The sequence below is a fragment of the Akkermansiaceae bacterium genome (assembly GCA_019634595.1).
Lineage (GTDB): Bacteria > Verrucomicrobiota > Verrucomicrobiia > Verrucomicrobiales > Akkermansiaceae > Luteolibacter.
Window position 1 is genome coordinate 159,818 of the sequence record JAHCBC010000001.1, and the last position, 25,569, is coordinate 185,386.

At 62.0% G+C, this 25,569-nt stretch carries 21 protein-coding genes; 8 read left to right on the forward strand and 13 right to left on the reverse strand.

Annotated features, from left to right (window positions below):
* Position 1 precedes the first annotated feature (1 nt).
* Positions 2–1,111: a putative zinc-binding peptidase gene (locus tag KF712_00715; protein MBX3739481.1), complete on the forward strand. Its 1,110-nt coding sequence runs from the start codon at positions 2–4 to the stop codon at positions 1,109–1,111.
* A 202-nt stretch (positions 1,112–1,313) separates the two neighbouring features.
* A complete protein-coding gene (gene eda / locus KF712_00720) occupies positions 1,314–1,952 on the forward strand; it encodes a bifunctional 4-hydroxy-2-oxoglutarate aldolase/2-dehydro-3-deoxy-phosphogluconate aldolase (protein MBX3739482.1) in 639 nt (212 codons plus the stop codon).
* Between the two features lie 39 nt (positions 1,953–1,991).
* Here the strand turns inward: eda and KF712_00725 are convergent, their stop codons facing one another.
* Both KF712_00725 and KF712_00730 read right to left on the reverse strand, forming a co-directional pair.
* Positions 1,992–3,137 (reverse strand): hypothetical protein, encoded by a 1,146-nt coding sequence (locus KF712_00725; GenBank protein ID MBX3739483.1) that lies wholly within the window; start codon positions 3,135–3,137, stop codon positions 1,992–1,994.
* A gap of 83 nt (positions 3,138–3,220) precedes the next feature.
* The gene (locus tag KF712_00730) at positions 3,221–4,459 is read right to left on the reverse strand and encodes a Gfo/Idh/MocA family oxidoreductase (GenBank protein ID MBX3739484.1); all 1,239 of its coding nucleotides are present in this window, start codon (positions 4,457–4,459) and stop codon (positions 3,221–3,223) included.
* 193 nt (positions 4,460–4,652) lie between these two features.
* Here KF712_00730 and KF712_00735 point away from each other — a divergent pair, with 193 nt between their 5' ends.
* From KF712_00735 to KF712_00745, 3 genes are read left to right on the forward strand one after another with little or no spacing between them, the layout of a single operon-like run.
* Positions 4,653–6,080: a neutral/alkaline non-lysosomal ceramidase N-terminal domain-containing protein gene (locus KF712_00735; protein ID MBX3739485.1), complete on the forward strand. Its 1,428-nt coding sequence runs from the start codon at positions 4,653–4,655 to the stop codon at positions 6,078–6,080.
* A 9-nt stretch (positions 6,081–6,089) separates the two neighbouring features.
* On the forward strand, positions 6,090–7,106 hold the full coding sequence (locus KF712_00740; GenBank protein MBX3739486.1) for a Gfo/Idh/MocA family oxidoreductase: 1,017 nt from the start codon (positions 6,090–6,092) through the stop codon (positions 7,104–7,106).
* 35 nt (positions 7,107–7,141) lie between these two features.
* Positions 7,142–7,537 (forward strand): hypothetical protein, encoded by a 396-nt coding sequence (locus KF712_00745; GenBank protein MBX3739487.1) that lies wholly within the window; start codon positions 7,142–7,144, stop codon positions 7,535–7,537.
* 57 nt (positions 7,538–7,594) lie between these two features.
* Here KF712_00745 and KF712_00750 read toward each other — a convergent pair whose 3' ends face one another.
* The 3 genes from KF712_00750 to KF712_00760 form a co-directional block, all read right to left on the reverse strand.
* Positions 7,595–8,992, reverse strand: a complete 1,398-nt coding sequence (locus tag KF712_00750) for a sulfatase (GenBank protein MBX3739488.1) — start codon at positions 8,990–8,992, stop codon at positions 7,595–7,597.
* Positions 8,993–9,024: 32 nt separating this feature from the next.
* Positions 9,025–10,491, reverse strand: coding sequence for an arylsulfatase (locus KF712_00755; protein MBX3739489.1), 1,467 nt, complete (start codon positions 10,489–10,491; stop codon positions 9,025–9,027).
* Between the two features lie 332 nt (positions 10,492–10,823).
* On the reverse strand, positions 10,824–11,849 hold the full coding sequence (locus KF712_00760; protein ID MBX3739490.1) for a quinone-dependent dihydroorotate dehydrogenase: 1,026 nt from the start codon (positions 11,847–11,849) through the stop codon (positions 10,824–10,826).
* A gap of 374 nt (positions 11,850–12,223) precedes the next feature.
* Here KF712_00760 and KF712_00765 point away from each other — a divergent pair, with 374 nt between their 5' ends.
* Positions 12,224–13,084 carry an RNA polymerase sigma factor RpoD/SigA gene (locus tag KF712_00765; protein MBX3739491.1) on the forward strand — a complete coding sequence of 287 codons (861 nt, stop codon included), beginning with the start codon at positions 12,224–12,226 and terminating at the stop codon, positions 13,082–13,084.
* A 317-nt stretch (positions 13,085–13,401) separates the two neighbouring features.
* On the opposite strand, the gene KF712_00770 is transcribed toward KF712_00765, so the two are convergent.
* From KF712_00770 to KF712_00785, 4 genes are all read right to left on the reverse strand, one after another.
* Complete coding sequence (locus KF712_00770; protein ID MBX3739492.1) at positions 13,402–16,173, reverse strand: VCBS repeat-containing protein; 2,772 nt, start codon at positions 16,171–16,173, stop codon at positions 13,402–13,404.
* 295 nt (positions 16,174–16,468) lie between these two features.
* Positions 16,469–17,233 (reverse strand): hypothetical protein, encoded by a 765-nt coding sequence (locus tag KF712_00775; protein ID MBX3739493.1) that lies wholly within the window; start codon positions 17,231–17,233, stop codon positions 16,469–16,471.
* Positions 17,234–17,293: 60 nt separating this feature from the next.
* The gene (folK, locus tag KF712_00780; protein ID MBX3739494.1) at positions 17,294–17,788 is read right to left on the reverse strand and encodes a 2-amino-4-hydroxy-6-hydroxymethyldihydropteridine diphosphokinase; all 495 of its coding nucleotides are present in this window, start codon (positions 17,786–17,788) and stop codon (positions 17,294–17,296) included.
* Between the two features lie 230 nt (positions 17,789–18,018).
* On the reverse strand, positions 18,019–19,518 hold the full coding sequence (locus KF712_00785) for a trypsin-like peptidase domain-containing protein (GenBank protein ID MBX3739495.1): 1,500 nt from the start codon (positions 19,516–19,518) through the stop codon (positions 18,019–18,021).
* A gap of 152 nt (positions 19,519–19,670) precedes the next feature.
* On the opposite strand from KF712_00785, the gene KF712_00790 reads away from it, so the two are divergent.
* The gene (locus KF712_00790; protein MBX3739496.1) at positions 19,671–20,621 is read left to right on the forward strand and encodes a PD-(D/E)XK nuclease family protein; all 951 of its coding nucleotides are present in this window, start codon (positions 19,671–19,673) and stop codon (positions 20,619–20,621) included.
* Between the two features lie 41 nt (positions 20,622–20,662).
* Here the strand turns inward: KF712_00790 and KF712_00795 are convergent, their stop codons facing one another.
* Positions 20,663–22,330: a cellulase family glycosylhydrolase gene (locus KF712_00795; GenBank protein ID MBX3739497.1), complete on the reverse strand. Its 1,668-nt coding sequence runs from the start codon at positions 22,328–22,330 to the stop codon at positions 20,663–20,665.
* A 69-nt stretch (positions 22,331–22,399) separates the two neighbouring features.
* Here KF712_00795 and KF712_00800 point away from each other — a divergent pair, with 69 nt between their 5' ends.
* The gene (locus KF712_00800; GenBank protein ID MBX3739498.1) at positions 22,400–22,699 is read left to right on the forward strand and encodes a Dabb family protein; all 300 of its coding nucleotides are present in this window, start codon (positions 22,400–22,402) and stop codon (positions 22,697–22,699) included.
* A 62-nt stretch (positions 22,700–22,761) separates the two neighbouring features.
* Here KF712_00800 and KF712_00805 read toward each other — a convergent pair whose 3' ends face one another.
* From KF712_00805 to KF712_00815, 3 genes are all read right to left on the reverse strand, one after another.
* On the reverse strand, positions 22,762–23,355 hold the full coding sequence (locus KF712_00805; protein ID MBX3739499.1) for a hypothetical protein: 594 nt from the start codon (positions 23,353–23,355) through the stop codon (positions 22,762–22,764).
* Between the two features lie 274 nt (positions 23,356–23,629).
* Positions 23,630–23,959 carry a hypothetical protein gene (locus tag KF712_00810; GenBank protein ID MBX3739500.1) on the reverse strand — a complete coding sequence of 110 codons (330 nt, stop codon included), beginning with the start codon at positions 23,957–23,959 and terminating at the stop codon, positions 23,630–23,632.
* Entirely contained in the window at positions 23,956–25,392 is a 1,437-nt protein-coding gene (locus KF712_00815) for a sulfatase-like hydrolase/transferase (protein ID MBX3739501.1), read from the reverse strand. Before KF712_00815 ends, KF712_00810 begins: the two co-directional genes overlap by 4 nt.
* Between the last annotated feature and the right edge of the window lie 177 nt (positions 25,393–25,569).

Sequence of the window (25,569 nt, forward strand, 5' to 3'; positions counted from 1 at the left end):
CATGAACGTCTTCTTCTGCCAGCACTGTGGGGAACGCCTGTTTTTTGAAAACACGTTCTGCATCTCATGCAACCACACGCTCGGCTTCCTGCCTGACCAACTGCAGATCTCCGTCCTGAAGCCAGTAGCCGGCGGACAGTGGAGCAGCCTCATTCCCGGAGCGGAGAATCTCCTCTACCGGAAATGCCGGAACTACGAGGTGGAGAATGCCTGCAACTGGATGATCCCCGCGGATGATCCGCAGGTCTTCTGCATTTCCTGCAGCCTCAACCAGGTGATCCCGGATCTGTCCGCCCCCGGGAACCGCGAGTCATGGGTCAAGATGGAGGCGGCGAAGCGCAGGCTCGTCTATTCATTGCTGAAGCTGGGACTCCCGGTCATCCCGAAGACAGCGGACGCGATGAACGGCCTGGCATTCGCCTTTCTCGCGGATCCCGCCACGCCGATGTCGGAAAGCGAGCGCATCCTCACCGGGCACATGGACGGCATCATCACCATCAACCTGGAAGAGGCGGATGACGCGGTGAGGGAGAAAACGCGGCTCAACATGCGGGAGGTGTACCGCACGTTGCTGGGGCACTTCCGGCACGAATGCGCCCACTACTACTGGGATCTGCTGGTGCGGGCGGATCCGCGCATCGATGAAGTGCGGGGGATGTTCGGCGACGAGCGTGCGGACTACGGGGCCGCGCTGCAGAACCACTATCAGGCAGGGCCTCCCGCGGACTGGGGTGCCCGCTTCGTGACCCCCTACGCCGCCGCCCATCCGTGGGAGGACTGGGCGGAAACATGGTCCCACTATCTGCACATCATGGACACGCTGGAGTCCGCCTCCGCGGGCGGCGTGGAGATCCGGCTGAAAGGCGAACACCGCGCCCTCCAGAATCCCTACGGACTGGGCTTCCCCTCCATCCGGGAAAACTGGCACGCCCTCCGTTTCGTCATCAACAGCCTGAACCGCAGCATGGGCATGGCGGATCCCTATCCTTTCATCCTGTCGGACGCGGTGACGGACAAACTCGCCTTCATCCATCAATGGATAGGCCGCAGGCCCGCGCCAGCGGCCTCCGCTGCCGGTGGGCCTCCGCCCGTGCAGCAGGTTCTCACCTAGGCGGTGTGGAGTTGGCACGAACGGTGCTGTATCAGGAAATGTCGCGAGACATGGGCGGTCCGACTGACTCATCCCGCAGGTTAATGGGTTTCCCTGGGGGATGATCGGCCGGACCGCCGTTTCGTGCGGTTCCATCCGTTGGTTGATGGAAAAGGCGGATCTCTTCTGGACCTGTGGCCGGGGAGATTCCATCTTCGTTTCCATGTTGGATCGAATCGCCAGAAGACGCATCGTGCCCGTGGTGGTGCTGGACCGTGAGGAAGACGCGGAACCGCTAGCGGAGGCCCTCCTAAAAGGGGGGCTGGACATCATGGAGATCACCTTCCGCACGGCTGCCGCGGAAGGTTCCATCCGCCGCATCGCGAAGGCATTTCCGGAGATCCTGTTGGGAGCAGGCACACTCCTTGACCGGGAACAGGTGCTGAGGGCGAAGGATGCGGGCGCTGTCTTCGGCCTCGCTCCTGGCCTCAATCCGGCGAATGTGGCGGCGGCGAATGCCTGCGGTCTCCAGTTCTCCCCGGGAGTCATGACGCCTTCCGAACTGGAGCAGGCGATGGCGCTGGGCTGCAATCTCCTGAAATTTTTCCCGGCGGAGACGGCGGGCGGCATCGGCATGCTCAAAGCGCTTGCCGGGCCGTACGGCCACACCGGCGTGAAGTTCATCCCCACCGGCGGCATCGGCTCGAAGAACCTCCTGGACTACCTGAAGCTGCCCGTGGTGGCGGCCATCGGCGGATCATGGATGGTGGACAAGGCCCTCGTCGCCGCCGGGCAGTGGAGCGAGATCACCCGCCTCACCGAAGAAGCGCTCGCCCTGGCCGCAGGGGAACTGCCAGAGTGAGGTAGCCGCAGTGACACGAACCGTGTCACGCGGGGAAAGTTATTTCCGCTCCGCCTCCGCGATGCGCGCGAGCGCTGCCGCCGCCTTGGCTGGGTCCTGGATCTCGCCCGCCCATTCCTTCGCGCTGCCGTAGTCGTTGTGCCTGATCGAGCGGGAGACCAGTCCTTCCGCGAAGGAGGTGCGTTGCTCCGCGGTCATCCGCTGCTTGTTCTGCTGATGCCATCTGCCGAGGCCCGCGGTGTCGATGGCCGCCCACTGGTCCACGATCTGACCGATGTTGTACGCCTGGCCGGGCCCCTGCGAGGCGAGCACGGCGGCCATGGTCTCCGGGGCGTTCAGGCGGATCATGTGGGAGATCATGCCGTTCCTTTCCTCCATCGACTCCTTGCCCACTTCCGGCCCGGGGGTGATGTCATGGATGAGCGCCCAGCGGCTGTGGATGTCAGCGGGGGACTGCATCGGCGGCAGGTTGCCGGCCAGGTTGATGACATTCGCGGGACTCAGCAGGGATGAGTTTTTCAGCTTGGCCGCTTCCGCGACAGGATCCCCGGCACCCGGTTCGAATCTGGCCATGAACGCCGCTTCCATCAGGCGGGTGGTGAAGGCGGCGCTCAGGCTTCCTTGTGAAATGGTTTTCGAGTCGATGAGCTGCCGGAAACACGGCTCGTCCACGACGGATGACAGCTCCGCGACGCTGAAGCGGTTCATGTATCCTCCCAGCGCCTGGGCCTCATCGGATTTCGGCAGCCGGGTGAGGCGGTCGAGGATGGTGGCGACCGGCTCCTGTGCATGTTCGAAGAAAGCGGAGATGATGAAATCCCGCACCTGGCCGTTGTCATCGCCGATGAGGGCGAAGGCTTCCGCGGTGTGGCCCGCCTTGCACAGGCGCTTGACCAGATCCGTGGCGAACTTGGATTGCGCGTCGATATTCGGATTCGCGGCGATGAAATCAGCCAGCAGCTTCGCCGCTTGCGACGGGTCGATTTCCTCCGGCTTAGTACCTTCGGGCCTGGATTGGGATTTACCGGGACGGCTTTCCTCCGGTACGGGGGCCGCGGTGCTGATCGCTGACGTTTCTTTTCCAACGGTCTCCCTGGAATCCGATGGTTTGGCTCCCAAATCGAACATGACGACCATCGCTCCGAGAAGGACGACACCGGCCAGCAGAGAGAGGCGCAATTTCATATCAGGGGATGTTGAGCCGATCGGCTGGAAAGAGTCCAGCTTGAGGATGATCGGTTGGTGCGGAGATCCGCATCCCCTGTTGCTCACACCTTCGCTTCCCAACCCTTGCGGTATTCCCGTGACCAGAGCTTTTCCGCTTCGGGCTGGTCGATGAGCTTCTTCGCCTGCGGGTCGAAGCGGACGACGGTGCCGGTGCGGAAGGCGATGTTGCCGAGGTGGCAGAGCATGGCGCTGGTCTGGCCGACCTCGATCTCGGAGTTGAGCTTGGCCTTGCCACGGATGGCATCGAGGAAATTGCCAATGTGTTCGAGATCCCCGGCGGGGCCTTCGGTCTCGGCGGTCTTCACTCCCTTTTCGTCGTGGAAGAGGCACTTGCCGCCGATGACGTACATGCTGCCGCCCTCGCCGTAGAAGGCGCAGGTGGCGTGTTTCTCCACGGATGACGGGTGGCAACTGCTCTGCTCCCAGGAGGCTCCGCAGTGGCCGAAATCATAGACGGCGGAGCCGGTATCCGGGAACTCCTGCTTGTCATCGAACCAATAGCGCCCGCCCAGGTAGCTCACCTGGCTGGGATGGTCCACGCCGAGGCCCCAGCGGACGACGTCGAGCGAATGCACGCCGTTGTTCGCCAGCTCTCCGTTGCCGTAGTGGGTGCGCCAGTGCCAGTCGTAATGGACGTAGTCGAGCACGTCGTCCCGCTCCGGCACGGGACCCTGCCACAGGTTGATGTCGAGTTTTCCTTCGGGCTTCAGGGCGCGCTGGCCGATGATCTTGCGGCTATTGTCATACCATGCCTTGCCGTAGCGGACCTTGCCGATCGCGCCGCCATGCAGTTTGGCGATGCCTTCGACGACGCCGGGCCAGGAGCGCCGCTGGTTGCCCATCTGGCAGAGGAGGCCGTATTTCCGCGCGGACTCCACGATCATCTCCGCCTCGCGCGGGTTGTGGCTGCCCGGCTTCTCCACATAGACATGCTTGCCCGCGGCCATGCACAGCAGTGAGGCCGGGGTGTGCCAGAAGTTCGGCGTGGCGATGAATACGGCATGGAGGTCCTTGTCCTCCAGGAATGTCCGGAAGTCGGTCACGCCCTTGCACGGTTCCTTCTGTGTTTCCGTGATCACCTTCAGTCCCTTTGCCAGCCGGCCCTCATCCGTCTCCGCCACATACCTGATGGACACTCCGGACAGCTTCAGCAGTGCCTTCACGTGGTCCATGCCGCGCTTCAGGCCGATGACGGCCACCTGCAGGTTGTCACCGGAGGCGGTGGTGGCGGCGGCCGCCATGTGGGGGAGCATCACCAGCCCGGTTCCGAGCGTGGCCATCGAAGAGAGGAGTTCGCGGCGTTTCATGGGTTTGGTTGCAAAAGTCAGACGGAGTTACGCGCGGGTTGTCCGGCCTCTTGTCAGATGTCCGGAAAAGCATCTGAATGAGACGTTTTAACGGAGTGTTGCACTGAAAGACGGAGCGTTTCAGAAGGGGTATCCGGAGAGCATATCCCTCCGGACGATCCCCGTCATGATGAAATCCACTTCCGTCCTTTTCTGCGTGACCCTCTTCTCTCTGTCGTGCGTCTCCCCGGGCGCGGAGGAACTGCGGGCCGGGGCTGCGGCCACCAACATCACGCCTCCGCTGGGTATCCCGATCATCGGGAACTTCGGCAAGCAGCTCGCGGCGAACGTCCATGATGAACTGCACGTCCGCGCCCTGGTGGTGGATGACGGGAAAAAGAAGGTCGCGCTGGTGGTCTGCGACCTCCTCGGCATGCGCGGCACGGTTTCCGCGGAAGCCAGGAAGCGCATCAAGGAGGCGACCGGCATCCCGGAGGAGCATGTCCTAGTCTCCGCCACCCACACCCACTCCGCGGGGGATGCGCTGGGGCACCGTTATGACCTGAAAGCCCCGCTCACGGACTACCAGAAGTTCGTCGCGTCCCGCATCGCGGACGCGGTGGCCATCGCGGACCGCAGGCTGCGCCCGGCGGAGGTGGCCTCCGGAAAGGTGGACATCCCGGAGCATGTCTTCAACCGCCGCTGGTCGATGAAGGAAGGCACCATGCCACCGAATCCTTTCGGGAAGATCGACAAGGCGAAGATGAACCCTTCCGTGGCCAGCCCGAATCTGGTGGACCCGGTGGGACCGGTGGATCCCACGCTTTCCTTCGTGGCGTTCCGGGAGCCGGGCGGGCGGCTCATCTCACTGTTCGCCGCCTACTCGGTCCACTACATCGGCGGGGTGAAGTTCGGGGACATCTCCGCGGACTACTTCGGCGTGTTCTGCGGGGAACTGAGGAAGTTGCAGCCGGAGCCGCCGGATGCCGCGGCGCCTCCCTTTGTGGCGATGCTGGCCAACGGCACCAGCGGGGACATCAACAACGTGAACTTCCGCCACGGCGGCCCGAAGTTCCCCGCCTATGAAAAGATGCTCATGGTCGGCAGGGATGTGGCCGGAAAGGTGGATGGCGCGCTGAAGACCGTGGAATGGAAAAAGCAGGCGGAGGTGGATGCCCGCCACCGGGTCGTGGAACTTTTGCGCAAGCCCGTGGATGCGGAACTGGCCGCCTGGGCGGAGGAAACCGCGAAGAAGGAAGTGCCGGAGGGAAAGGTGGACATGCCGAAAATTTATGCGGAGCGGGTCCTCTCCATCGTGAAAGCGGAGCAGAAGATGGAGGTTCCGCTGCATTTCATCCGCATCGGGGAAACCGGCATCGGCGCCATGCCGGTGGAGGTTTTCGCGGAAACCGGACTGGAGTTCAGGAAGACGGCCCCACTGCCTCATTCCTTCTTGATCAGCATGGCCCACGACTACCTCGGCTACCTTCCCACACCCCGGCAACTGGAGCTGGGTGGCTACGAAACCTGGCCCGGCACCAACCACCTTGAGCCGAAGTCGAGCACTGTGATGCTGCAAACCCTGCTTGAGATGGCGGATCAAGCCAAACCCTGAAAGAACGACATGAACATGAAACACTGGATGATCGCCGGCCTGTGCGCCGCATGGATGGCTCCGCTGGCACCAGCGGAGGAGAAACCGAAGGAGATCCGCGTCGGGATCATCGGGCTGGACACCAGCCACTCCACGGCTTTCACCAAGATTCTCAACGTGGGGCCGAAAAATCCGGAGGACGCCCCGAAACTGGCCGGGCTGAAGGTGGTGGCCGCCTATGCCCAGGGCAGCAAGGACATCCCGGAGAGCTACGAGCGCGTGCCGGAGTACACGGAGGCGGTGAAGAAGATGGGTGTCGAGATCGTGGGCACCATCGATGAACTTCTGACAAAGGTGGATGCCGTGCTGCTGGAGAGCAACGACGGCAAGGTCCACCTGGAGCAGGTGAGGCCCGTGCTGAAGGCAAAGAAGCCCGTTTTCATCGACAAGCCGCTGGCCGCCACGCTGGCGGACTGCATCCGGATCCATGAGGAGGCGGTGGCCGCCGACGTCCCCATCTTCACCGCCTCTTCCCTGCGCTATGGCACCGCCACCCAGGAAGTGCGCGCCGGAAAGATCGGTACGGTGAAAAGCGCGGAGGCCCACAGCCCGGCCAAGCTGGAGAAAAGCCACGTGGACCTCTTCTGGTATGGCATCCATGGCGTGGAGTCCGTCTTCACGGTTCTCGGCAAAGGTGCGGTGAGCGTGAAGCGCGGCACCACCGCGGACGGCCTGATCGAGGTGACCGGGGAGTGGAGCGGCGGCAGGACCGGCGTCTTCCGGGAGTCGAACACCACCGACCGCAAGGGCTACGGAGGACGAGCGGAAGGGGATAAGGGCGGGCTGGCCATCGGCGCGTACGATGGCTATGAGCCGCTGCTTTTCGCCATCGCGGATTTTTTCCGGACCGGGAAGCCGCCGGTGGAAATGGCGGAGACACTGGAGATTTACGCCTTCATGGAGGCGGCGGACGAAAGCAAGCGCCGCGGAGGGGAAACCGTCACGCTGGCGGAAGTGATGGAGAAGGCCCGTGCCAAGCAAGAATGATTCGCGCGCACGGCCATCATGCAGTATGGGGAGGGATGCACCGCTGGCATCTCCTCCTGTTTCCGATCCTGTTGCTGGGAGGTTGCGGAGGCCTGTCCGACCGGTCGTCCGGGAACCAGATGATGCTGGTGCGGGAGTCTTCCGGCTCGGTCGGCTACCGGAAACTCATGGCCAGGTCCCGGCAATGCGGTGACCTTAAGATATTCATCGACCAGAAGGGGCTGCCGGATTTCCTCGCGGAGGCGAACAGCAGCAACAGGGACTATCTCATCCTTTATTATCTCGACCGCCACCAGGCCTATGCCTGCCGGACGCGGGGGAAAGGAGGCACCACCATCGAGTTCGCCGGCCCCTATGCCATGACCAACGGGGAATGGAAGCTCCTCAGCGACGTGAAATCCCGGGCTGATGCCGGGACGGCGGAGCACTAAGGGAGTATAGGAGCAGCGAAGCCCGTGAGAGCTTCGGCGCGGCGGCCCGACCCGGTATCAACGATCAGCGCCCTTCTTCTTTCCTCCCTTGCCGGGTGTGCCCCAGCCATCGGTATCCGTGAGGCCGGGTGCGTTCCCGGTCGGCAGCAGCGCGGCGAGTTCCTTCTTCGCCGCCGCATGCGCTTCCTCCTTGGCGAGGTTGGTCCATTCATACGGATCGTTCCGGTGGTCGTAGAGTTCCTCGGTGCCGTCCACGTAGCGGATGTAGCGCCAGTGCTCCGTGCGGATGGCGTGGTTGCCGCGCAGCCAGGTGCTGAGCGCGTGGCCTTTCCACTCCGCCGCGGGATCTGCGAGCAGCGTGCGGATGCTTTCGCCTTCGACGTGCTCCGGCTTCGTGATGCCGGCCAGATCGGTCAGGGTCGGATAGAAGCTGCTGAAATCCACGGGCCGCGTGCTCACCGCACCGCCCTTGGACACGCCCGGCGCGACCCAGATGTAGGGGGCGCGCGTCGCCTCCTCCCACAGGGCGAATTTCCGCCAATGTTCCTTCTCTCCGAAGTGCCAGCCATGGTCCCCCAGCAGCACGACGATGGTGTTGTCCTTGTGCTCGGACGCCTCCAGTGCATCGAGCAGCCGTCCGATCTCCGCATCCGCGTAGGAAACGGCGGCGAGGTAGGCCTGCACCGCTTCCTTCCAGCGGCCGGACTCCAGGATCTTCGCGTGGTCGCCGTCCGGGCGGGCGAACTTCACGCCAGCGGCCGGGACATCGGAAAGGTCATCCGGCTTGGTGGGTGGCAGCTCGATGGACTCCAGCGGATGGAGGTCGAAGTATTTCTTCGGCACGAACCATGGCATGTGCGGCTTGTGCAGGCCCACGGTCAGGAAGAACGGCTTGTCGTGCTTCTTCCCGAGCTGCTCGATGCCGTAGTTGACGATGCGGTGGTCGCTGAGTTCGGAGTCCTCCGCCTCCACCACGCCGAAGCGGATGCCGCCGACGCCCTTGCTGCCCTCCGGCTCCGGGCCGAGCTTGCCTTCGTTCTTGAAATAGTCGTCCCACTCTTCCTTCCGGTCATAGCCGCCGTGGTAGAGTTTTCCGGAGCCGAGCGTGATGTAGCCGGCCTTCCGGAAGGTGGAGATGATCGTCTTTTCCGCAGGCACCACCTTGCGCCAGTCATCCGCATTTCCATAGACGCCGGACGTGTAGGGGCGGATGCCTGAAAGCAGGCTGGCGCGGGAGCCGTTGCAGACGGGGACCGTGGCGTGGGCGTTGGAAAAGCTGACGCCGCGCGCGGACAGGCGGTCGATGTTCGGCGTCTTCGTCTGCTTGTTGCGCCCGGTGTAGCCGACCCAGTGGTTGAGGTCGTCCGCGGCGATGATGAGGACGTTCGGTTTCCGCTCCGGCTGCGCCTGGAGAAAGGCGGTGGAGACGAGGAACAGGGTGAGGAAGCGTTTCATGTCGGAAAGGGATTTGGGGAAAAAATGGCGGATCACTCGCCCCACACGGCGGGGGCCTTGAAGTCACGTGGCTTTGGCCGGAGCTTCGGCGCGGCGGCCTCGGCGGACAGGGAGTCGTAGATGGCTTTCAGCTCCTTCACCTTGTCCGGATGGGCGGTGGAAAGATCGCTCTTTTCCGAGACATCATCCGCCAGGTTGTAGAGTTCCACCTTCGCCGCGGTGGCGGGCGCGGGTTTTGCGTCCCCCTCCTCATCGTCGGTCCGGCCGTTCCGGACGATGAGCTTCCAGTCGCCGGAGCGGATCGCACCGGAGTTCGGCGAGACATTCAGTACGATCTCCCGCTGTGGGATCGTTCCGCCTTTCAGGATCTCGGAGATGTCCTTGCCATCGACCGGCAGCTTCTGTTCCTGAGGGGCACCGGTGAGTGCCAGCAGCGTGGGATACCAGTCGGTGATGTGGATCGGTGTCTTCACCGTGGACCCCGCGGCGATGGTGGCGGGCCAGGTGGCGAAGGCGACCACGCGCACGCCGCCCTCATGGACGGTGCCTTTGCCGGCGCGGAGCTTCCCGTTGTTGGACAGCTTGCCGGGGTTCGGCCCGCCGTTGTCGCTGGAGAAGATGATGAGCGTGTCATCGGAAAGCTTCTCGTCATCCAGCGCCTTGACGATCTCACCCACCGCGTCATCCAGCGCGCTGATCATCGCCGCATACGTCTTCCGGTTGCCCTCGTACTGCGGGTAGAGGGAAAGGTAGCGCTCCGGCACCTGGTGCGGGCTGTGCACGCCGTTGAAGGGCACATAGAGGAACAGCGGCTTCGACTTGTCCCGCCCGCGGATGCGCGTGGCCGCCTCCCTGCCGATGAGTTCGGTGCTGTAGCCTTCATCGCGGCTCACCTTGTCGTTGCGGTGCCAGTCGAATCCGTCGTCCCGGATGTGGGTGTAATAGTCGATCGCGCCGTTGTAGTGCCCGTACTGGTGGTCGAAGCCCCGCCGTGTCGGCAGATACTCCGGCTTGAAATGGCCGAGATGCCATTTCCCGCTGATGGCCGTTTCATAGCCCACCTCTTTCAGCGCCTGCGGGAGCAACCTTTCCTCCAGCGGCAGTCCATACTCCGCCCATGGCCGGACGACCCCGGTCTGGAATCCATAGCGCAGGGGGTACCTGCCGGTGAGGAAGGCGGCGCGGGTAGGGGAGCAGACGGGCTGCACGTAATACTGGTCCAGCTTCGCGCCGGAGGCGGCGAGCTTGTCGAGATGCGGCGTCTTGATCTCCGGGTTCCGCCAACCGACATCATCGCCGCCCAGGTCATCCGCCAGCAGGTAGATGATGTTCGGCTTCTTCCTTTCCTCCGCCTTCTTCGGCGCGGCGGTGGCGACGGTGAACAGCGCACCCCGGCCGGTTGGCGTGGCGCAGCAGGACTTTTCGGCGGCTCCGGCCCACGGCGAAAGAAAGACCGCCAGGGCGGACAGTAGCGGCAGGCGGAAACGGGAAAGCGTCATGGAAACGTCGCGGCCGGTTGTGGATGGGCCGCATGGTTGAACCACGACCGGGAAAGGAAGTTTCGGAAGGACATCGCGGAATGCGGATGCGGGAATGGTGGATGAACTCATGGAGAATCGGAGTGGGCCGGTTCATCCAGTGAGTCTGGTCTTCCACGGTGCGAAATACGCGGCCAAGTGCCGCTATCGGATGCCGTCCGGAACGTTCCGTTGACGGGTGCGGTCAGCCCTCTGGCCGACGCACGCCGGAGGGTAGCCTCACGCGCAGAACGCGTCAATTTGTTAATTTACTATATAGGGTAGTATTGTAAGGATAGGCGGGAGCCGCCCCTTCACAACGCCTCCGCCAGTTCCCGGACCAGCTTCGGTCCCTGATAGATGAAGGAAGTATAGATCTGCACCAGGTCCGCACCGGCTGCGATCTTCGCCTTCGCGTCCTCCACCGAGGAAATGCCACCCACGCCGATGAGTGCGGCCTTTCCGCCCAGATGGTGGGCGAATGACGCCAGCACCCGCGTGCTTTTCTCCAGCACCGGCTTTCCGGACAGCCCGCCCGCCTCGTTGGCATACGCATGTCCGGCCACCGCGTGGCGGTCGAGCGTGGTGTTCGTGGCGATGACGCCGTCCAGCCCGCCGTCCACGAAGACACGGGCCAGATCCGCGATGTGCTGCTCCTCCAGGTCCGGAGCCACCTTGAAAAGGAGCGGCACCTTCTTGCCATGCTCCGCCGCCAGCTTCTCCTGCTCCTTTTTCAGCAGATCCAGCAGGCGTGCGCTGGCCTCCGCGCCCTGCAGGTCACGCAGGCCGGGGGTGTTCGGCGAGGAAAGGTTCACTGCGATGTAGTCCGCCACGGTATAGGCGGCTCGCAGGCAGATCAGGTAGTCGTCCGCCGCGTTCTCGTTCGGCGTGTCCTTGTTCTTGCCGATGTTGAAGCCGATGATGCCGTTGAATTTCCGCGACGCCTTCACATTCGCCACCCCCGCCTCGATGCCCGGATTGTTGAAGCCCATGCGGTTGATGATCGCCTCATGCGGGATCAGGCGGAAAAGACGCGGCTTCGGGTTCCCGGCCTGCGGGCGCGGGGTGATGGTGCCGATCTCGACGAAGCCGAATCCCAGCCGGCCCAGCGCGTCGATGGTGTTGCCTTCCTTGTCCAGTCCGGCCGCCAGTCCCACCTTGTTCGGGAATTTCAGGCCCATGACCTCCACCGGGCTGGCGTAGTCATCCTGCGGGCAGGCGAGGGCCAGCGCGCCGGTTTTCTCCGCCGCACGGAGTGAGGCGAGGCTCAGATGGTGGGCGGTTTCCGCATCCAGTTGGAAGAGTCCCGCGCGGAACAAGGGGTAAAGAAAGTCGAACACCGCGGAAAAGTGAGGGATCGTCGCGCGATTGTCGAAAATTTCCCGTTTGCGTTTGCTCCGGATGGGTTACTTTCGCTGTGCGGATTTTGTCAGCCGGAGTGCCAATATGCCCGCCCAGTGGGACATTTTGCACGGTGGTGGTGGGCGCGTCAATTTGGCGTTGGAAAGGAACTGTGCTGTTTCCCAGCGAGTTGTGGAAAAAGAGCAATGGGGCACGGAATTTGCGATTATCAACCCAGCGGATTGCCGCTGGTGATCTCAAGAAATGGCATGGATGTCCCCACAAAGTGGCTACCATGCAATTTTATTGAGATTATAGGAATAAAATCCGGCCCAGCGACGCTTCCTACATGTAACCCCATCCCACTGATATTATGGCTTACGAATCTGACAGCAGCCTGAAAATTTACCTGCGCGAGATTTCCAAGACTCCGCTCCTCACCGCCGAGGAGGAAGTCCAGCTCGCCGAGCGGATCAAAGAAGGTGATCCGGAAGCAAGGGCTCACATGATCCGGGCCAATCTCCGCCTCGTGGTGAAGATCGCCCAAGACTATGCGGCCTACGGTCTTCCCGTCACCGACCTCATTTCCGAAGGTAACATCGGCCTCATGAAGGCGGTCGAACGCTTCGACCCTGAGAAGGGTGGCAAGCTTTCCACCTACGCCGCATGGTGGATCAAACAGTCCATCAAGCGCGCCCTGGCCAATCAGTCGAAGACCATCCGCCTTCCCGTCCACATGGTGGACAAGATCGCGAAAATGCGCCGCATTTCCACCATGCTGGCGGAAGTCCTCGGCCGCGAGCCGACCGACGAGGAACTGGCTGACGAAGTCGGCCTCCCACGCCGCAAGCTCGCCATGCTGAAGCAGGCTTCCCAACGCCCGACCTCTCTTGATGCACCCATCAACGAAGGTGAGGCCACGGAATACGGCGAGGTCATCGGCGACGAAAAGGCCGCCAACCCGCTGGACATGCTGTCCGACAAGAATCTCCATGGCGAGCTGGATGGCCTGCTTTCGGTCCTCGACGACCGCGAGCGCCGGATCATCGACGAGCGTTTCGGCCTCAACGGCAGGAAGCCGCTCACCTTGGAGGAAGTCGGCCGTGAGTTCGGCGTGACCCGCGAGCGGATCCGCCAGCTCCAGAACTCTGCCCTGACCAAAATGCGCCGCGCGCTCCGGAAGAAGGAAAAGCCTCTTCCAAAGCCGATCGCAGGTGGTCTGGCCGAGGCCTGACCGGGCGATTTAGTGTGTGTGTTTTGTTACATTGGCGAAAGCCGCGGTGGGGAAACCCGCCGCGGCTTTTTCCTTGGATCACTTCCCAGGTGATTTCACCACGCCATCGTGGTTGTAGGTGACCGGGGAACCTTCGAAGCGATAGGTCCAGCTCCCGTCTTTCACACCCTACCACCAGGCGAGCGATGGCCCATGGTGGTGAAGGCCTCTCACCATTCACGCGCGGCCCCCGCCAGTGCCGGCTCCGCGAGGTCGGCGCTTCCATCAGGGAAATGTCACTTTATTCTGCATGGTTTGTGACGGAATGATAGGGTGCCTCACTTGGCTTCGAGCCGGATGCTACCGATGGAGACGGCCCCGGCTTGGCGCTGTACTTGAGAGGCAAGGAAAGAGACGACTCCATCAAGGTTTCCCGCTGTTTCAAGTTCCCACGTCTGGAAGCGATCGGGATTCCCGGCGTCTGAGATCCTTATCCGTATTCCTGCCGGACCCTCCGGCTTCAGATGGATCTCCGCGTTCAAGATCCAGCTGCCGTTGATGCCGATGGGAGCAGAGGGGAATCTTCGGACGGAGTTTCCACAGGTGATCTGCAATTGCTCCTGGGAGTCCGTGCCTATCGAAAGGAGGGATTGGCCCAACGCGGACTGGAAGTCGGCCAGGACAACATCCTCCTGACCTTGGTTGTCGGCGTTGTCCCCGCGTTGCCACGCAAGTGAAAGCTCCAATGTAACGGACTCCATCTGCTGGAGGTTGAAGGGAGTGGAAAGCTCGCGGCGGATGGAAGCGGTGGATTTTCCCGCGCCCGAAAGGCGGGCGGATCCGTTTTTGCTTTTGGCCGGGTCGTGGATGATCTGGCCGGGAGGCCCCGAATGAATCCACCCCCCTTTCCAGCCGGTGCCGCCATCCGCATTTGCCGGGGTGATGGGTCCGGCTGGGTAGTCCCACGTCTCTTCGCAGATCACGCCAGGGGACAGGCGGAGTTTTTTTGATCGGATCTCCGCTTCGCGAAACATGAGCCGGCGGATTTCCACGACTGACTCATCCCATTTCAACTGGTCGCGGAATAGATGGAAGATGAAACCCTCATCATCGCCAAAGATCAGGTCCGGCACGCCGTCGTGATTCAAATCGGAAGGAAAGACATCAAAGGAGTGGCTTTTGACCCTGATCGGTGTGCCATCACGGAAGGTGATCATCCGTGCGGGTTCGAACAGCGGTTTGGAATTTGTGCCGGCGTTGCGCAGCCAATAGGGGGCGGAGCTTGGTGATTCGGTTCCCGATGGCCTGAAGGCGCCTTGCAGGTCTTTCTGTACACCGATCAGTAAATCCCAAGTGCCATCGCCGTCCCAGTCCGTGACGGAAAATTTGACCCGTCCGGACAGTCCGGCCGGTTTTGACAGCAGGATGGGCTGTCCGCTTTCATAGGTCAGGTCGGTGATGCTCCCGATGTTCAAGCTGCCGCGACGATCCGGCACTGCGACCGCAAGTTTTCCGTCCCATGTCATGAACACCAGACACGGGCGGTCGTCCCCGGCCACGCCGTATCTTCCCTGCAATACGGCGGGACGGCTCCGCCAGGCAAGGGGCAGGGGTTTGTCGCCGGACATGAAGCGCTGCCTTTCCTGGAGAAGCGTCCCCGTTCCGGTGCCGCGATAGAGGAAGAGCTTCGCCTCATTGTCATTGGTGATCACGTCCGGATGCCCGTCATTGTCCCAATCGAAAACTTCCGGCTGGATGTAGCTCCAGGCGGCCTCGACCTCACCCTGGAGATTGCCATCGCTGGGGCGATGCCGGATCACACCGGAGGAGGTGCGGAAGAATTCGCACGAGGCATAGCGGAGAGGATCGTCGGTGCCTTTCCAGAACGACAGCATCCCCGAGGCATCGCCAAGGATGAGGTCAGGGTGCCCGTCGCCGTCCCAATCCATGCGGACCGGAACGGTCAAGGTGTCACCGGCCACCTCCCCACCCAGGCTGTGGACATTGCCCAATTCCTCCATCTCACCTGCCCGTAATCCGGCCAGCACGGTGAGGCGGCCATTCGCGCCCGAGCCAATCACCATTTCATCGTGTCCGTCTCCATTCAGGTCGCCGATCCCGGCTATCCGGGCGAGATTCGCTGTTTTCAGACGCGCGCCGTTCTTGAGAAACGGGATGGCCTTGCCGGTATGCAACTCGCCGTTGCGGGCGTCCCGGAGGGGCAGCGAGAGAATTTCATCAGGGCCCGCCAGCAATACGATGAAGCGGCCATTTTCGAACTCCATGACAGCAGGGGACATTCCATCGCCCATGTTCTGCCACTGCACCGGATAGTCCGTTTCCCCGTAGCGGACATTCTTGTGGGGGCCGAATGAGAGATGGCCTTTCGCATCGCGGGATCCCCGCGCCCACCAGAGGTATTTGCGAACGGGAAGCCCCAGCCAATTGCCCGCGATGTCATAGCCACGGAAATTCCCGATGTCCGTGTCGGGCAGCGAACCCAGATTCGGGTGGTCATTGCCGGCCCACGGACCTTTTTCCTGGGGATGATCCGGATACTGTGCGAAGCGTTCGCTCCATTGGTTCAGCCCGGCGATGAGGAGATCGGGAACACCGTCGCCGTCAAGATCGTCGATCCAGATCTGGCTTCCTTCCTTGCGCGCGTCGGTTTCATGGATTGTGTGATCAAGACGGAAGCGGGGTGCTCCGGATTCACCGATGTTCCGGTAGTATTCCAACCGCCCGGCATGCACCAGATCGAAAAGTCCATCCGCCCTGCGGAGCGGGAGATAGCGGGCGGGCTCAAGCGGTTCTTCCTGTCCCTTGAACAGCGACGCGAAAGGCGCTCCCCGGTAGACGGGATAATCGGGTGGCAATGAGAATGGCATCCGCGATCTGGCATTTCCAGCCGCACGGTAAATCAAGGACCGCTCCTGGAAATAGGGGCTGTGATTCGTCACGAACAGCATCGGTGCTTTGCCGGGTCCGTCCCAAGGCAGCAAAGAGTGCGAGGTGAAACCCAGTGGCAGCGGCCGCTCCACGGTATCTTCGATCTTTAGCTGCGGTAGAGGGCGGAATGCGACTTCCGGATCGGCTTGGGCAGAATTCACGACAGTGCCACAGAGGCACAATCCAAGAAGTATTCGAACTGAACGCATATTTTGAACAAAGGGCACAAGCTGGAGCCCGTGTCATACGCCCCTGAGACGGGGATGTTTCATGGGTCTGTGGTGCTCCAGATTATCCAATCCCCCGCGATCATCAGATTTCACGAAAATAATCTCCGATCAGGCGGCCTGTAATGGATTGCCTCCACATGCGCTCGCAGAAGCCCAAGGATATCGGAACAAAGCTTGGTAATGGCTCTGGTGTGTGTTCCGTCCCGTCGCGACTTTTTTACTTGGATCACCTCCCCGCTGATTTCACCACGCCATCGTGGTTGTAGGTGACGGGAGATCCTTCGAAGCGATAGGTCCGGCTCCCGTCTTTCACACCATGCCACCATGCGAGCCATGCCGGGTGATGTTGGAGGCCGCCGCAAATCACTTCCCCTTCCACGACTTTGTTCCGTGGTACCGGAGGTTGTTGGATAGGGAGGTAGTGGAGGGCGATGACCGCATACTCCGCGGCACTCATCGGCACATTGACCACATCAATGGGTTGGTTGGGGAAGCGTGTCTCCGCGGTGGCCCCCTTGGTGTCCTCCAGCATCCTGCCCAGCACGCGGACGGTTTCTGGAGAGGGAAGAAGCGGCAGGATACGGTACACGTCCACCCCTGCCAGATACAGATAGTTGAAAGCCTTATGCCGCTCCAGAACGTCCGCCCGGAGGGCTAGGAAATGCCGCTCGTGTGCCTCCGCATGGCCGGGAGTGCTCAGCAGGGCGTCCCTCACCTTTGTCCGGAGAGGCGCGGCCTCCTCCTGCAACTCCTTTATCCGGTGGTTATTGGACGAAAGGAAATAGAGGTGCCTGCCCAGCTTGAGGAGCAGTTCATCATCGGCACCGCGTTCCAGTGCCGCCAGATCCTCGCGGATGGTCACGATACGACGCTTCCCGGTTTCCGTTGCTTCCTTCTGGATCCGCTCGAGCTTTTCCTTCACCGCTTCATCGGCAGGACAGATTTCCGGTAGCACGGTGGCGATGCAGCAGATGAGGAGGAAGGTCTTCATGGAACGGTCAACCTATTCCGCCCTTACCCATCCTTCAAGGGGCGAAGTGCCAGCGGAACATCACCACTCCCGCGCGGCCACCGGCAGTGCTGGCTCCGCGAGGTTCTCCAGATGCTCCGCGATGGTGAGCGTGTGCCCCGGCAGTACCAGATCCGGGCTGATGTCCGCCAGCGGGCGCAGGACGAACTGCCGCAGCGCGATGCGAGGGTGGGGGAGCTCCAGCACCTCCGTTGAGACGATCTCCCCGCCCGAATAGAGCAGATCGATGTCGATCACGCGGGGGGCATTCCGTTCCACGGCATCCGTGCGTCCGAGTTGGTGCTGGAATGCCTGCGTCGTTTTCAGAAGTTCCTCCGGTGTCCCTTCGTGGGAGATCTCGACCACGGTGTTGAGAAAGTCCGGCGACCCAGGCGGGCAGTTCACCGGCTCCGTCAGATAGACCGGCGCGGCCAGCACCGGCCCGGTGGAAATGGAGGCGAGCAGCTCCTTCGCCCGCCGGAGATTCTCCAGACGGTCGCCGAGGTTCGAGCCAAGTGCGATGCCAGTGCGGGTCATAAGTAAGGAGGGAGGACACTCCTGTCCTCCGGCTGCAATGGCGAAACATGAAAGACCTACCGCGAAGCCGCGGAGAACGCCAAGATACGCAAAGAGAATGAACGGTTATATGGATTTGCTCAATTCGTAAGATTCGCGGTCTGCCTTCTTTCTTTCCTGAAAGCTGAACACTGAAAACTTCTCCTCTTTTCTTCGCCATTGCAGCCGGAGGACAAGAGTGTCCTCCCTCCTTAATCCTCCAGGTTCGAAAGCTGGTTGATGCCGTAGTTTTCCTGCACCCGCTGGTTCGCCGCATCCACCTTGGACGCCGGAATGATGATCGGCCGGTTCGCGCCAAAGAGCTCGATGACATGGAACTCGGGCGGGGTTTCCGGATGGAGGAGCTCGTTGAGGTGCTTCAGGTCCTTCACTTCCGTGCCGTTGACCTTCTCCACGGCGTAGCCGTTGAAATCACTGAGCTGGCTGGTGACCGGATCACTCTCGACCCTCGTCAGCACGACGATGTCCTTGTGCTTCTGGAACAGGCCCTTCGGCACGTAGTCCGTGTAGAGGCGGCGCAGCGTCACGTCGTTGAATTTCGCGGTGGCGAAAAGGTTCGTGTCGAGAGGCTGGAAAACGAGGCCCGCGAAGACCAGGTAGCGCGGGTTCTTCTCATACTCGATGGCATACATCCGGGACCAGTGGAGCGGCTTGAGGGTCACCTCCACATCGTTCCAGCCACCGTCGCGGCGGAAGCGCACGGCTACCTTGTCCCCGGCGAATTTCCGCTCGATGATCTCGTTGTAGTTCACCTTTTCACCGTCCACCAGGACCATGCCGGCGCTATCGACTTCCTTGCCGTCGAGCGAGACCAGGACGTCGCCGCTTTTCAGCACGCCGTCGGCGGAGCTGGTGGGGATGACGTTGGTCACCAGCACGCCCACGCCATCGTTCGGCAGGCCCAGCGCCTTGCGCATGGCCGGGTTGTGCAGCGGGAATTCATTCACGCCCAGTTCCGCGTAGTGGTCGTAGTTGCCGTCCTCGATGTCCTTGAGGAAGCGCTTAACGACCGGCGTCGGGATGATGTAGCCGGTGTTGTCCGCGGCGCGCAGGCCTTGGAAAGCCACGCCGACCACTTTGTTGTCCTGGATGACCGGGCCGCCGGAGTTCCCCGGGTTGATGGCCGCGTCGATCTGCACCACCAGGTGGGAGTCGGCACGTGAGTGGGAGTAAGGCTGGAAGTCGATCCGGGAAACCACGCCGCGCGTCACGGACAGCCGTTCGCCGCCGACAGGGTAGCCGATCACCCGCACTTGGCTTTCCAAGGCCGGGATGTCACCGAAGCTGAAGGTCGGAAAGGATTCGAAGGCGGAGAAGTCCTCCACCGAGAGGAGCGCCAGGTCGCAGTCATGGGCGATGTGCTCCACTTTCGCCGGATACTTCTCCGGACTGCCGTGGATGGTGATGAGGATGCGCCGCTGGTTGGAGACCACGTGCGCGTTCGTGAGGATCTTGTTTTTCCCGATGATGAAACCGGTGCCGATGCCGCCGCTGAAACGGCCCGCATTCCACGGAGTGCCGTAGTCAGGGACCTGGGTGGCCACCTCGATCCGGACGACGGAGCGATAGACGTCCGACGGTGCGGAGGGCGTGCCTTTCGGCAGCGGTGGCGCTGTGGGGACGGGAAGGGTGGCGTCCTGCGCGGACAGCACCGCGACGGTGAGGAACAGGGCGGAAAACGGACGTAGCATGGGACTGGCCGGAGGCTAGGGCAGGAACGGGGGGACGTCCAACATTGAAAGTGGCACAGTGTGTTTCCTTTTTTCCATTTTCCTGATCGCATCCGATTGACGCCACTTGGAGAGGCGTCCAAGAACACGATCACATCCGGAAACTCTGACACATGGAAATTTCGATCTCAGGAGTGTGCGAGCGCGATATGGACCTGTTCCTCATCGAGGAACTTTCCTCGGATCCCTGTTTGCTGGCTTGGTTATACAGGCGCTGCGGTTTGGGTGTGCCGGACTTCGGACGGACCCGCATCCGGCACTCTGCTGTTGGCAGCAATGGTGAGTCGGATGTAGAGATCCATTCATTTTCCGAAACCGGGCGGCGGATGGTGTTACTGATCGAGAATAAGGTGGCGGCAGCCTTCCAACCTCTCCAAGCTGAGCGATATAGGATGCGTGCCGGAAATTTCCTGGCAAATGGAACCGCCGATGATGCCGCTACGCTGCTCTTCGCTCCCAGTCGTTACATAGGCCAAGATGGAGCCGTCCACGGTTTTGATCATTGCCTGAGTTATGAGGAACTGGCGGACAGGATCTGCCTTTCAGAAGAGGGGCTTCCCCGGCGGGTTTACAAGCGCACCCTCCTCAATGCAGCGGCCAATAAATCTTGCAATGGTTATTCGCCTCTTGTGGATGGAGCATCATCCCATTTTTGGCACCGATACTGGGAAATCTGCCGGAGCATGGAGCCCTATCTCGAGATGAAGGAACCCCGAGGCAATCCGTCCGGATCCACCTTCAACAAGTTCCGCTCACAACAGCTTCCCCGCGGCCTGTCCATCTGGCACAAGTTTGACCGGGGATTCGTGGAGCTGAATTTCAGTGGCTGGGGTTCACGTGCGCATGAACTCAGGTCCCATCTGGCCCCCATCCTCGATCCTGATATGACGGTGGAACGGACCGAAAAATCAGCAGCGATCAGACTGATTGTCCCTTTGCTGGAAGTTTCGGGTTGCCCAGAGATCCAGAGGGTAGCCGTCGAAAAAGGCATTACGACTGCGGGCAGAATTCTGCGCTGGATGAGATCCAACGAGTCTATGTTGCGGGAGATTTTCGCCCGGTAGTTCAGTCGGAAGATCTCGAAGAAGGTGGTTTGGAAATTTCCTCACTCGAACACCGCTCCGCGCAGCAGCGGTTGCCCTTTCTTGTGGTCCCAGTAGGCGAACCTGGCCTTCCAGTCCCAAAGGGTCCACGGGATGCCGCGGGATTCGGCGGCTTCCTTCACGTCCTTCACGTAGCGGGCACGGCTGTCGGCGTCAGCCGAGTCGATGGCACCGAACTCACCGAGATGGATCGGGCGGCCGAAGTGGTCGGACCAGCGCTTCGCCGCGTCCAGCAACAGCAGCATCTTCTGCGGAGAGGATGGGTTGTCGATGCCCTGGACGGTGTTGTAACGGTTGACCAGGTCCGCCACATGGCGGTTGTCCTTCAGGCTTTCCGGCAGGGAGATGGGCGTGGCCGGAGGGCCGGGATAGGTGATGTTTTTCAGATCCTTCAGGTAGGTCCAGGAGGAGGCTTGGTGGGTGAAGATGAACGGCTCATAGCAGTGGACGGTCACCACCAGCTTGTCGTCATCCGGCAGGATGAGCTTGTCCAGCTCCTCGATCTTGCCCCAGTCGCCGGTGCTCAGGAAAATGACGCGCTGCGGGTGGATGCCGCGGATGGCGGCGATGGCCTCCGCCTGGATGGGGTTGAGCAGCTCGGTGGTCAGCTTGTCATGTGGCTCGTTGAGCAGCTCGAAGAACAGCAGCGGGGATGCGTCCTTGTAGTGCGTGGCGATGGTGTGCCAGCCCTTCACGAACTGCTGGCGGTATCCGGCCGGGTCCTTGTCCAGTTCGTAGAAATGGTGCCAGTCCAGCAGGATGTGGAGGTTCTTCTCGACCGCCCGCTGGATGACCGGGTCCAGCTCCGCGAGCAGGCTGGGCTTGATCTCATAGGTATCCGCCGCGGTCTTCGTCATGTGATGGTGCCACGCGACGGGGATGCGGATGTGGTCGAAGCCCTCCGCCGCGATCTGGTCGATGTCGTCCGTGGTGTAGGGCACCTTCCATGAGAACGGCGGGCCAACCTCCCAGCAGTTGCCCAGGTTCACGCCGCGCTTGATCCGTGCCGCCGCCTGGTGGGCCGGGCTGTCCTTCGGGTAGGTCTTCGGCGCCACGTAGCCGGGCAGGTTCGCGGCCCGTGCCTCCAGGGTGATGGTGACCGGCTGGCCTTGTTTCACTTCGATCTTCTGGGAAAGCATGCGGTTGTGCCACGAGGTTCCGACCGTGTTCCCCTCATGGGCGGATGCTCCCACCAGCGGCCACTCCCCGGCGGCAGGATAGGTGCCCTGGCTGGTCCAGCCGTCCGGTGCGGCACCCGCGCGGGCTTCGAACCCTCCGTTGGTGATGGTCGTGCCGCTGGCGGTCAGTCCGTCCCATAGGATCTCCTGGCGGTAGATTTTTCCCGGTTGCTCCTGCTCCCACAGGCCGGCCAGCGACAGTTCGACAGGACCATCATAGGTCGGGGTGAAGTTGATCCGGATCTCCTGCCATTCCCATGAGCGGATGCCGAAGCGGATGTCCTTCTGCCGGGCGGACTTCGCCGGGTCCTTTTCCCACAGCGCGTCCGTGGCCGTGCCCAGCGTGACGGACACGTCGGTGAGCGGAGGCTGGTCCGCGGGTGTCTTCAGGAAAACACGGCCCTCACCGGCCTGGCGGAGCGTTTCGTTCTGGGCGGTGGTCGTGGCGGCGAGGGCGATGAACATCGCTGCGAGGATGGGGAATGGCTTCATGGGAGCTGATCTGGGAAATGGAGGTTACGGGCTTGCGGGCCGCGCGCAGGGACGATAGGTCCATACGCCATGGATCATCACGTTTATTTCTGGCTGAAGGAAGAACACAAGAACGCGGACGACCGCGCCGCCTTTGAAAAGGGTCTCGACTCCCTCTTCAAGCTGGATGGCGTGAAAGGCGGCCGCTGGGCCGTGCCCGCGCCGGTCATGCCCCGCCCGGTCATCGACCAATCATGGGACTACGCCCTGGTCATGCAGTTCGACAGCATCGAGGCACAGGACGCCTATCAGGTGGATCCGGACCACCACGTGTTCATCGACACCTGCAAGCACTACTGGGACAAGGTCCAGGTGCGCGACCTCGCTTGAGGAGGTCATATTCCTGGCAGGGACCGCATAGCGGCTATGCCGCAATGGCGTCCCTGCCATCCCTAGCACCCGTCCGAGCCGATCCGGTGCCGCAGCACCGTGCCGGAGCGGCTCACCATCCAGCGGATGGTCGAGCGGCTGTCGCATTCCTCCGTGCGGATCCACTCGATCAGCACGGTGCCGCCTTCCATCGACTTCACCACACGGGGTTGGTAGAGACCGGCGAGGAACTCGTGGAATTTCCACATGAACTTCTCCGGCACGTCCTTCGCGCTGAACTTGCAGTCCATGACTTGGAGACGGACCAGATCACTCCAGAATTTCTCCGGGATGGGCACCTCCTTGCCATCCCACTTGAGCTGGAATTTCGTCAGATAGGTGCCACCAGGCATGTAGTCTGCCGGCAGCCGGATGTGCTTCCACTGGTAGCCCGTCAGCTCTCCCGCATCGTTCAGGGTTTCCGTGACTTCCTTTTCCGGGGGAACGGTCAAAGCCACGGAGAGAATGACTCCACGGTCCGGAGAGTAGGCGTCGAATTCCATCACCGTTTCCGTTTTCTCCCACCACGCCTCGTAGGGAGGCTGTTCCCCATCCGCCGCAACGGCGGCAACGGGAGTGGCGAATGCGGCGAGTCCGATGAATTTGCGCCTATCCATAACCCACACGCTACCACGTCACGTAAGGGGATGCAATACACCCTTCAGCCTCCGGTAGGGCCACCTTGCTTCGGGGGCTGATCGGGAAAAGCAGGCGGATCACAACTGATTACACTGATTCAACTGATTTGAAGAGAGGGAAGAAATCGCCATTTCAGAACCATTCGGGCCTATCTTCCAATTCTGAATCAGTAAATCAGTGTAATCAGTGGTATCATTCCTCAACCGGGATGATCCTTCTCTATCCCTTCCGGACCTGAAATGAGGTAGCTCTTCAGCCTCCGGATGCGGCAGGTGGTTCGTCCCGGGAAAACGAGACGCGGAAGGTGGAAACCATCCGCATCAGCGGGGCGTGGGGTTCCTCCCGGTAGAGTGCCTTCATGTGCCGGAATGCGGCTTGGAGATCATCCTCCGAGGCATAGTCCACGATGAGCTGGAAATCCGGCAGATCCGGGAAGCTGGCCTTGTTCGTCAGGCGCAGCACCCGGTAGGAAAGCGCGTGGTTGTCCCGGAGCTGGGTGGCCATGAAGGCATGCACCTGTGAAAGCAGAGCGTCGTCCGGGGTGCCATCCCGCGCGCTGAAGTGGACGTGGTAGGAGGTCATTTGTCCCTCGCCTGTCTGCGGATGCGGTTCTCTCCCAGCGCGGGTCCGTTGTCCGGTGGCAGACCGGCGTGCCAGGCGACCACGGCGCGGGTCATCTTCTCCACCACTTCCGGATGACGTCCGGCGAGGTTGTCGGCTTCCGCGACGTCGCCGGGCAGTTGGTAGAGCTGGGGTGCGGAGCCGTCGTAGTTGCAGAGGAGCTTCCACTGTCCCTCGCGCATCGCCAGGTCCGGCAGGATGTTTTCCTCCGCGGTTCCTTTCCGGTCCGGTGGCCTGCGCCAGAAGATCGGCTTCGTGCGGGAGGCATCGCTTCCGCCGGTGAGTGTGGGAGACAGATCCTCTCCATCGAAGGTGGTGCCTTCCGGGGCGGCCCCGCCGGAGAGTTTCAGCAGGGAGACGGGCAGGTCGAAAGCGGCGAAGACGGAGGTCTCGTTCGTTTTTCCCGCCATGTCCGCGGGGATCAGCCCTGGTCCCCAGACGATGAGCGGGGAACGCACGCCGCCTTCATAGAGGGTGCCCTTCGCCCCGCGGAACGGCCCCGCCGTGCCCGCGCCCGGTTCATGTCCGTTGTCAGAGCAGAACACGATCAGCGTGCGATCCCTCAGCGCGGGCGTGTCCCGCACATGGTCGAAGAGTTTTCCGAGTTGTTCGTCCATCGTCTCCAGCACCCCGTGGTAGAGGGCGCGCTTGCTGCCGTCCCCACGGCGGTCCGCCGGAGGAAAGAAGGGCGAGTGGACATCGTCCGGCCAGAGGTTGATGAAGAACGGACGTCCATCCGTCCCGGCCTTGTTGATGAACTGGATGGCCGCGCCGACGAAGCCCGTGGTGAGATGCGTGCGGTCATGCCAGATGACTGGACCACGGCCAAGCTTCTCCGAGTTCAGCGAGTGCGGGCGCGGCGGCTTGCCATCGTGCGCGTCCGCCATGCCCAGCAGGCGCGGCCCCAGGCCCTCGAAGTTCGTGAGGGATTCGTCAAATCCATACTCCGTGATCATCGGCGCCTCGCCCACATCCCGCTGGCCGCCCATGTGCCATTTCCCGAAGTGCCCGGAGGTATAGCCGGCGGATCTGAGCGAGCGTGCCAGCGATGGCGCGGCGGGATCCAGCCACTGTGCCATGCCCCGGCGCTCGTTGTCCGCGCGGTTGCTGAGAAAGGAGGTGATTTTCCACCGCTGTGGATACTGCCCCGTGGTCAGCGCCGTCCGCGACGGCGAACAGATGGGGGAGTTCACATAGAACTGGGTGAAGCGCAGCCCCTCCGCCGCCAGCCGGTCGATGTTCGGCGTCTTCGTCCCCTTGTTGCCGAAGGATCCGAGATCCCCCCAGCCCATGTCATCCACCAGCACGACGATGATGTTGGGCTTCTCCACCGCGGCACCGGCGGAAAGGAACGGGACCAGCAGCAGGCAGAGCGTGATGGGGAAAAACTTCATGGAAATCTGAGGGTGGCGTGATGGCTCCGCCAAGACGGTTGGGTGGAAGCTCCATCATTGGAGGGCTTCCGGAGTGCCGGGTCAATAAGGTAGCGGAAGTCGTGAGACTTCCGGTTGGGGGGAAGTCCATGAGCAGCCGGAGTTTGTTTGCTCGAAGAATGTCCGCTCCACCGAAGC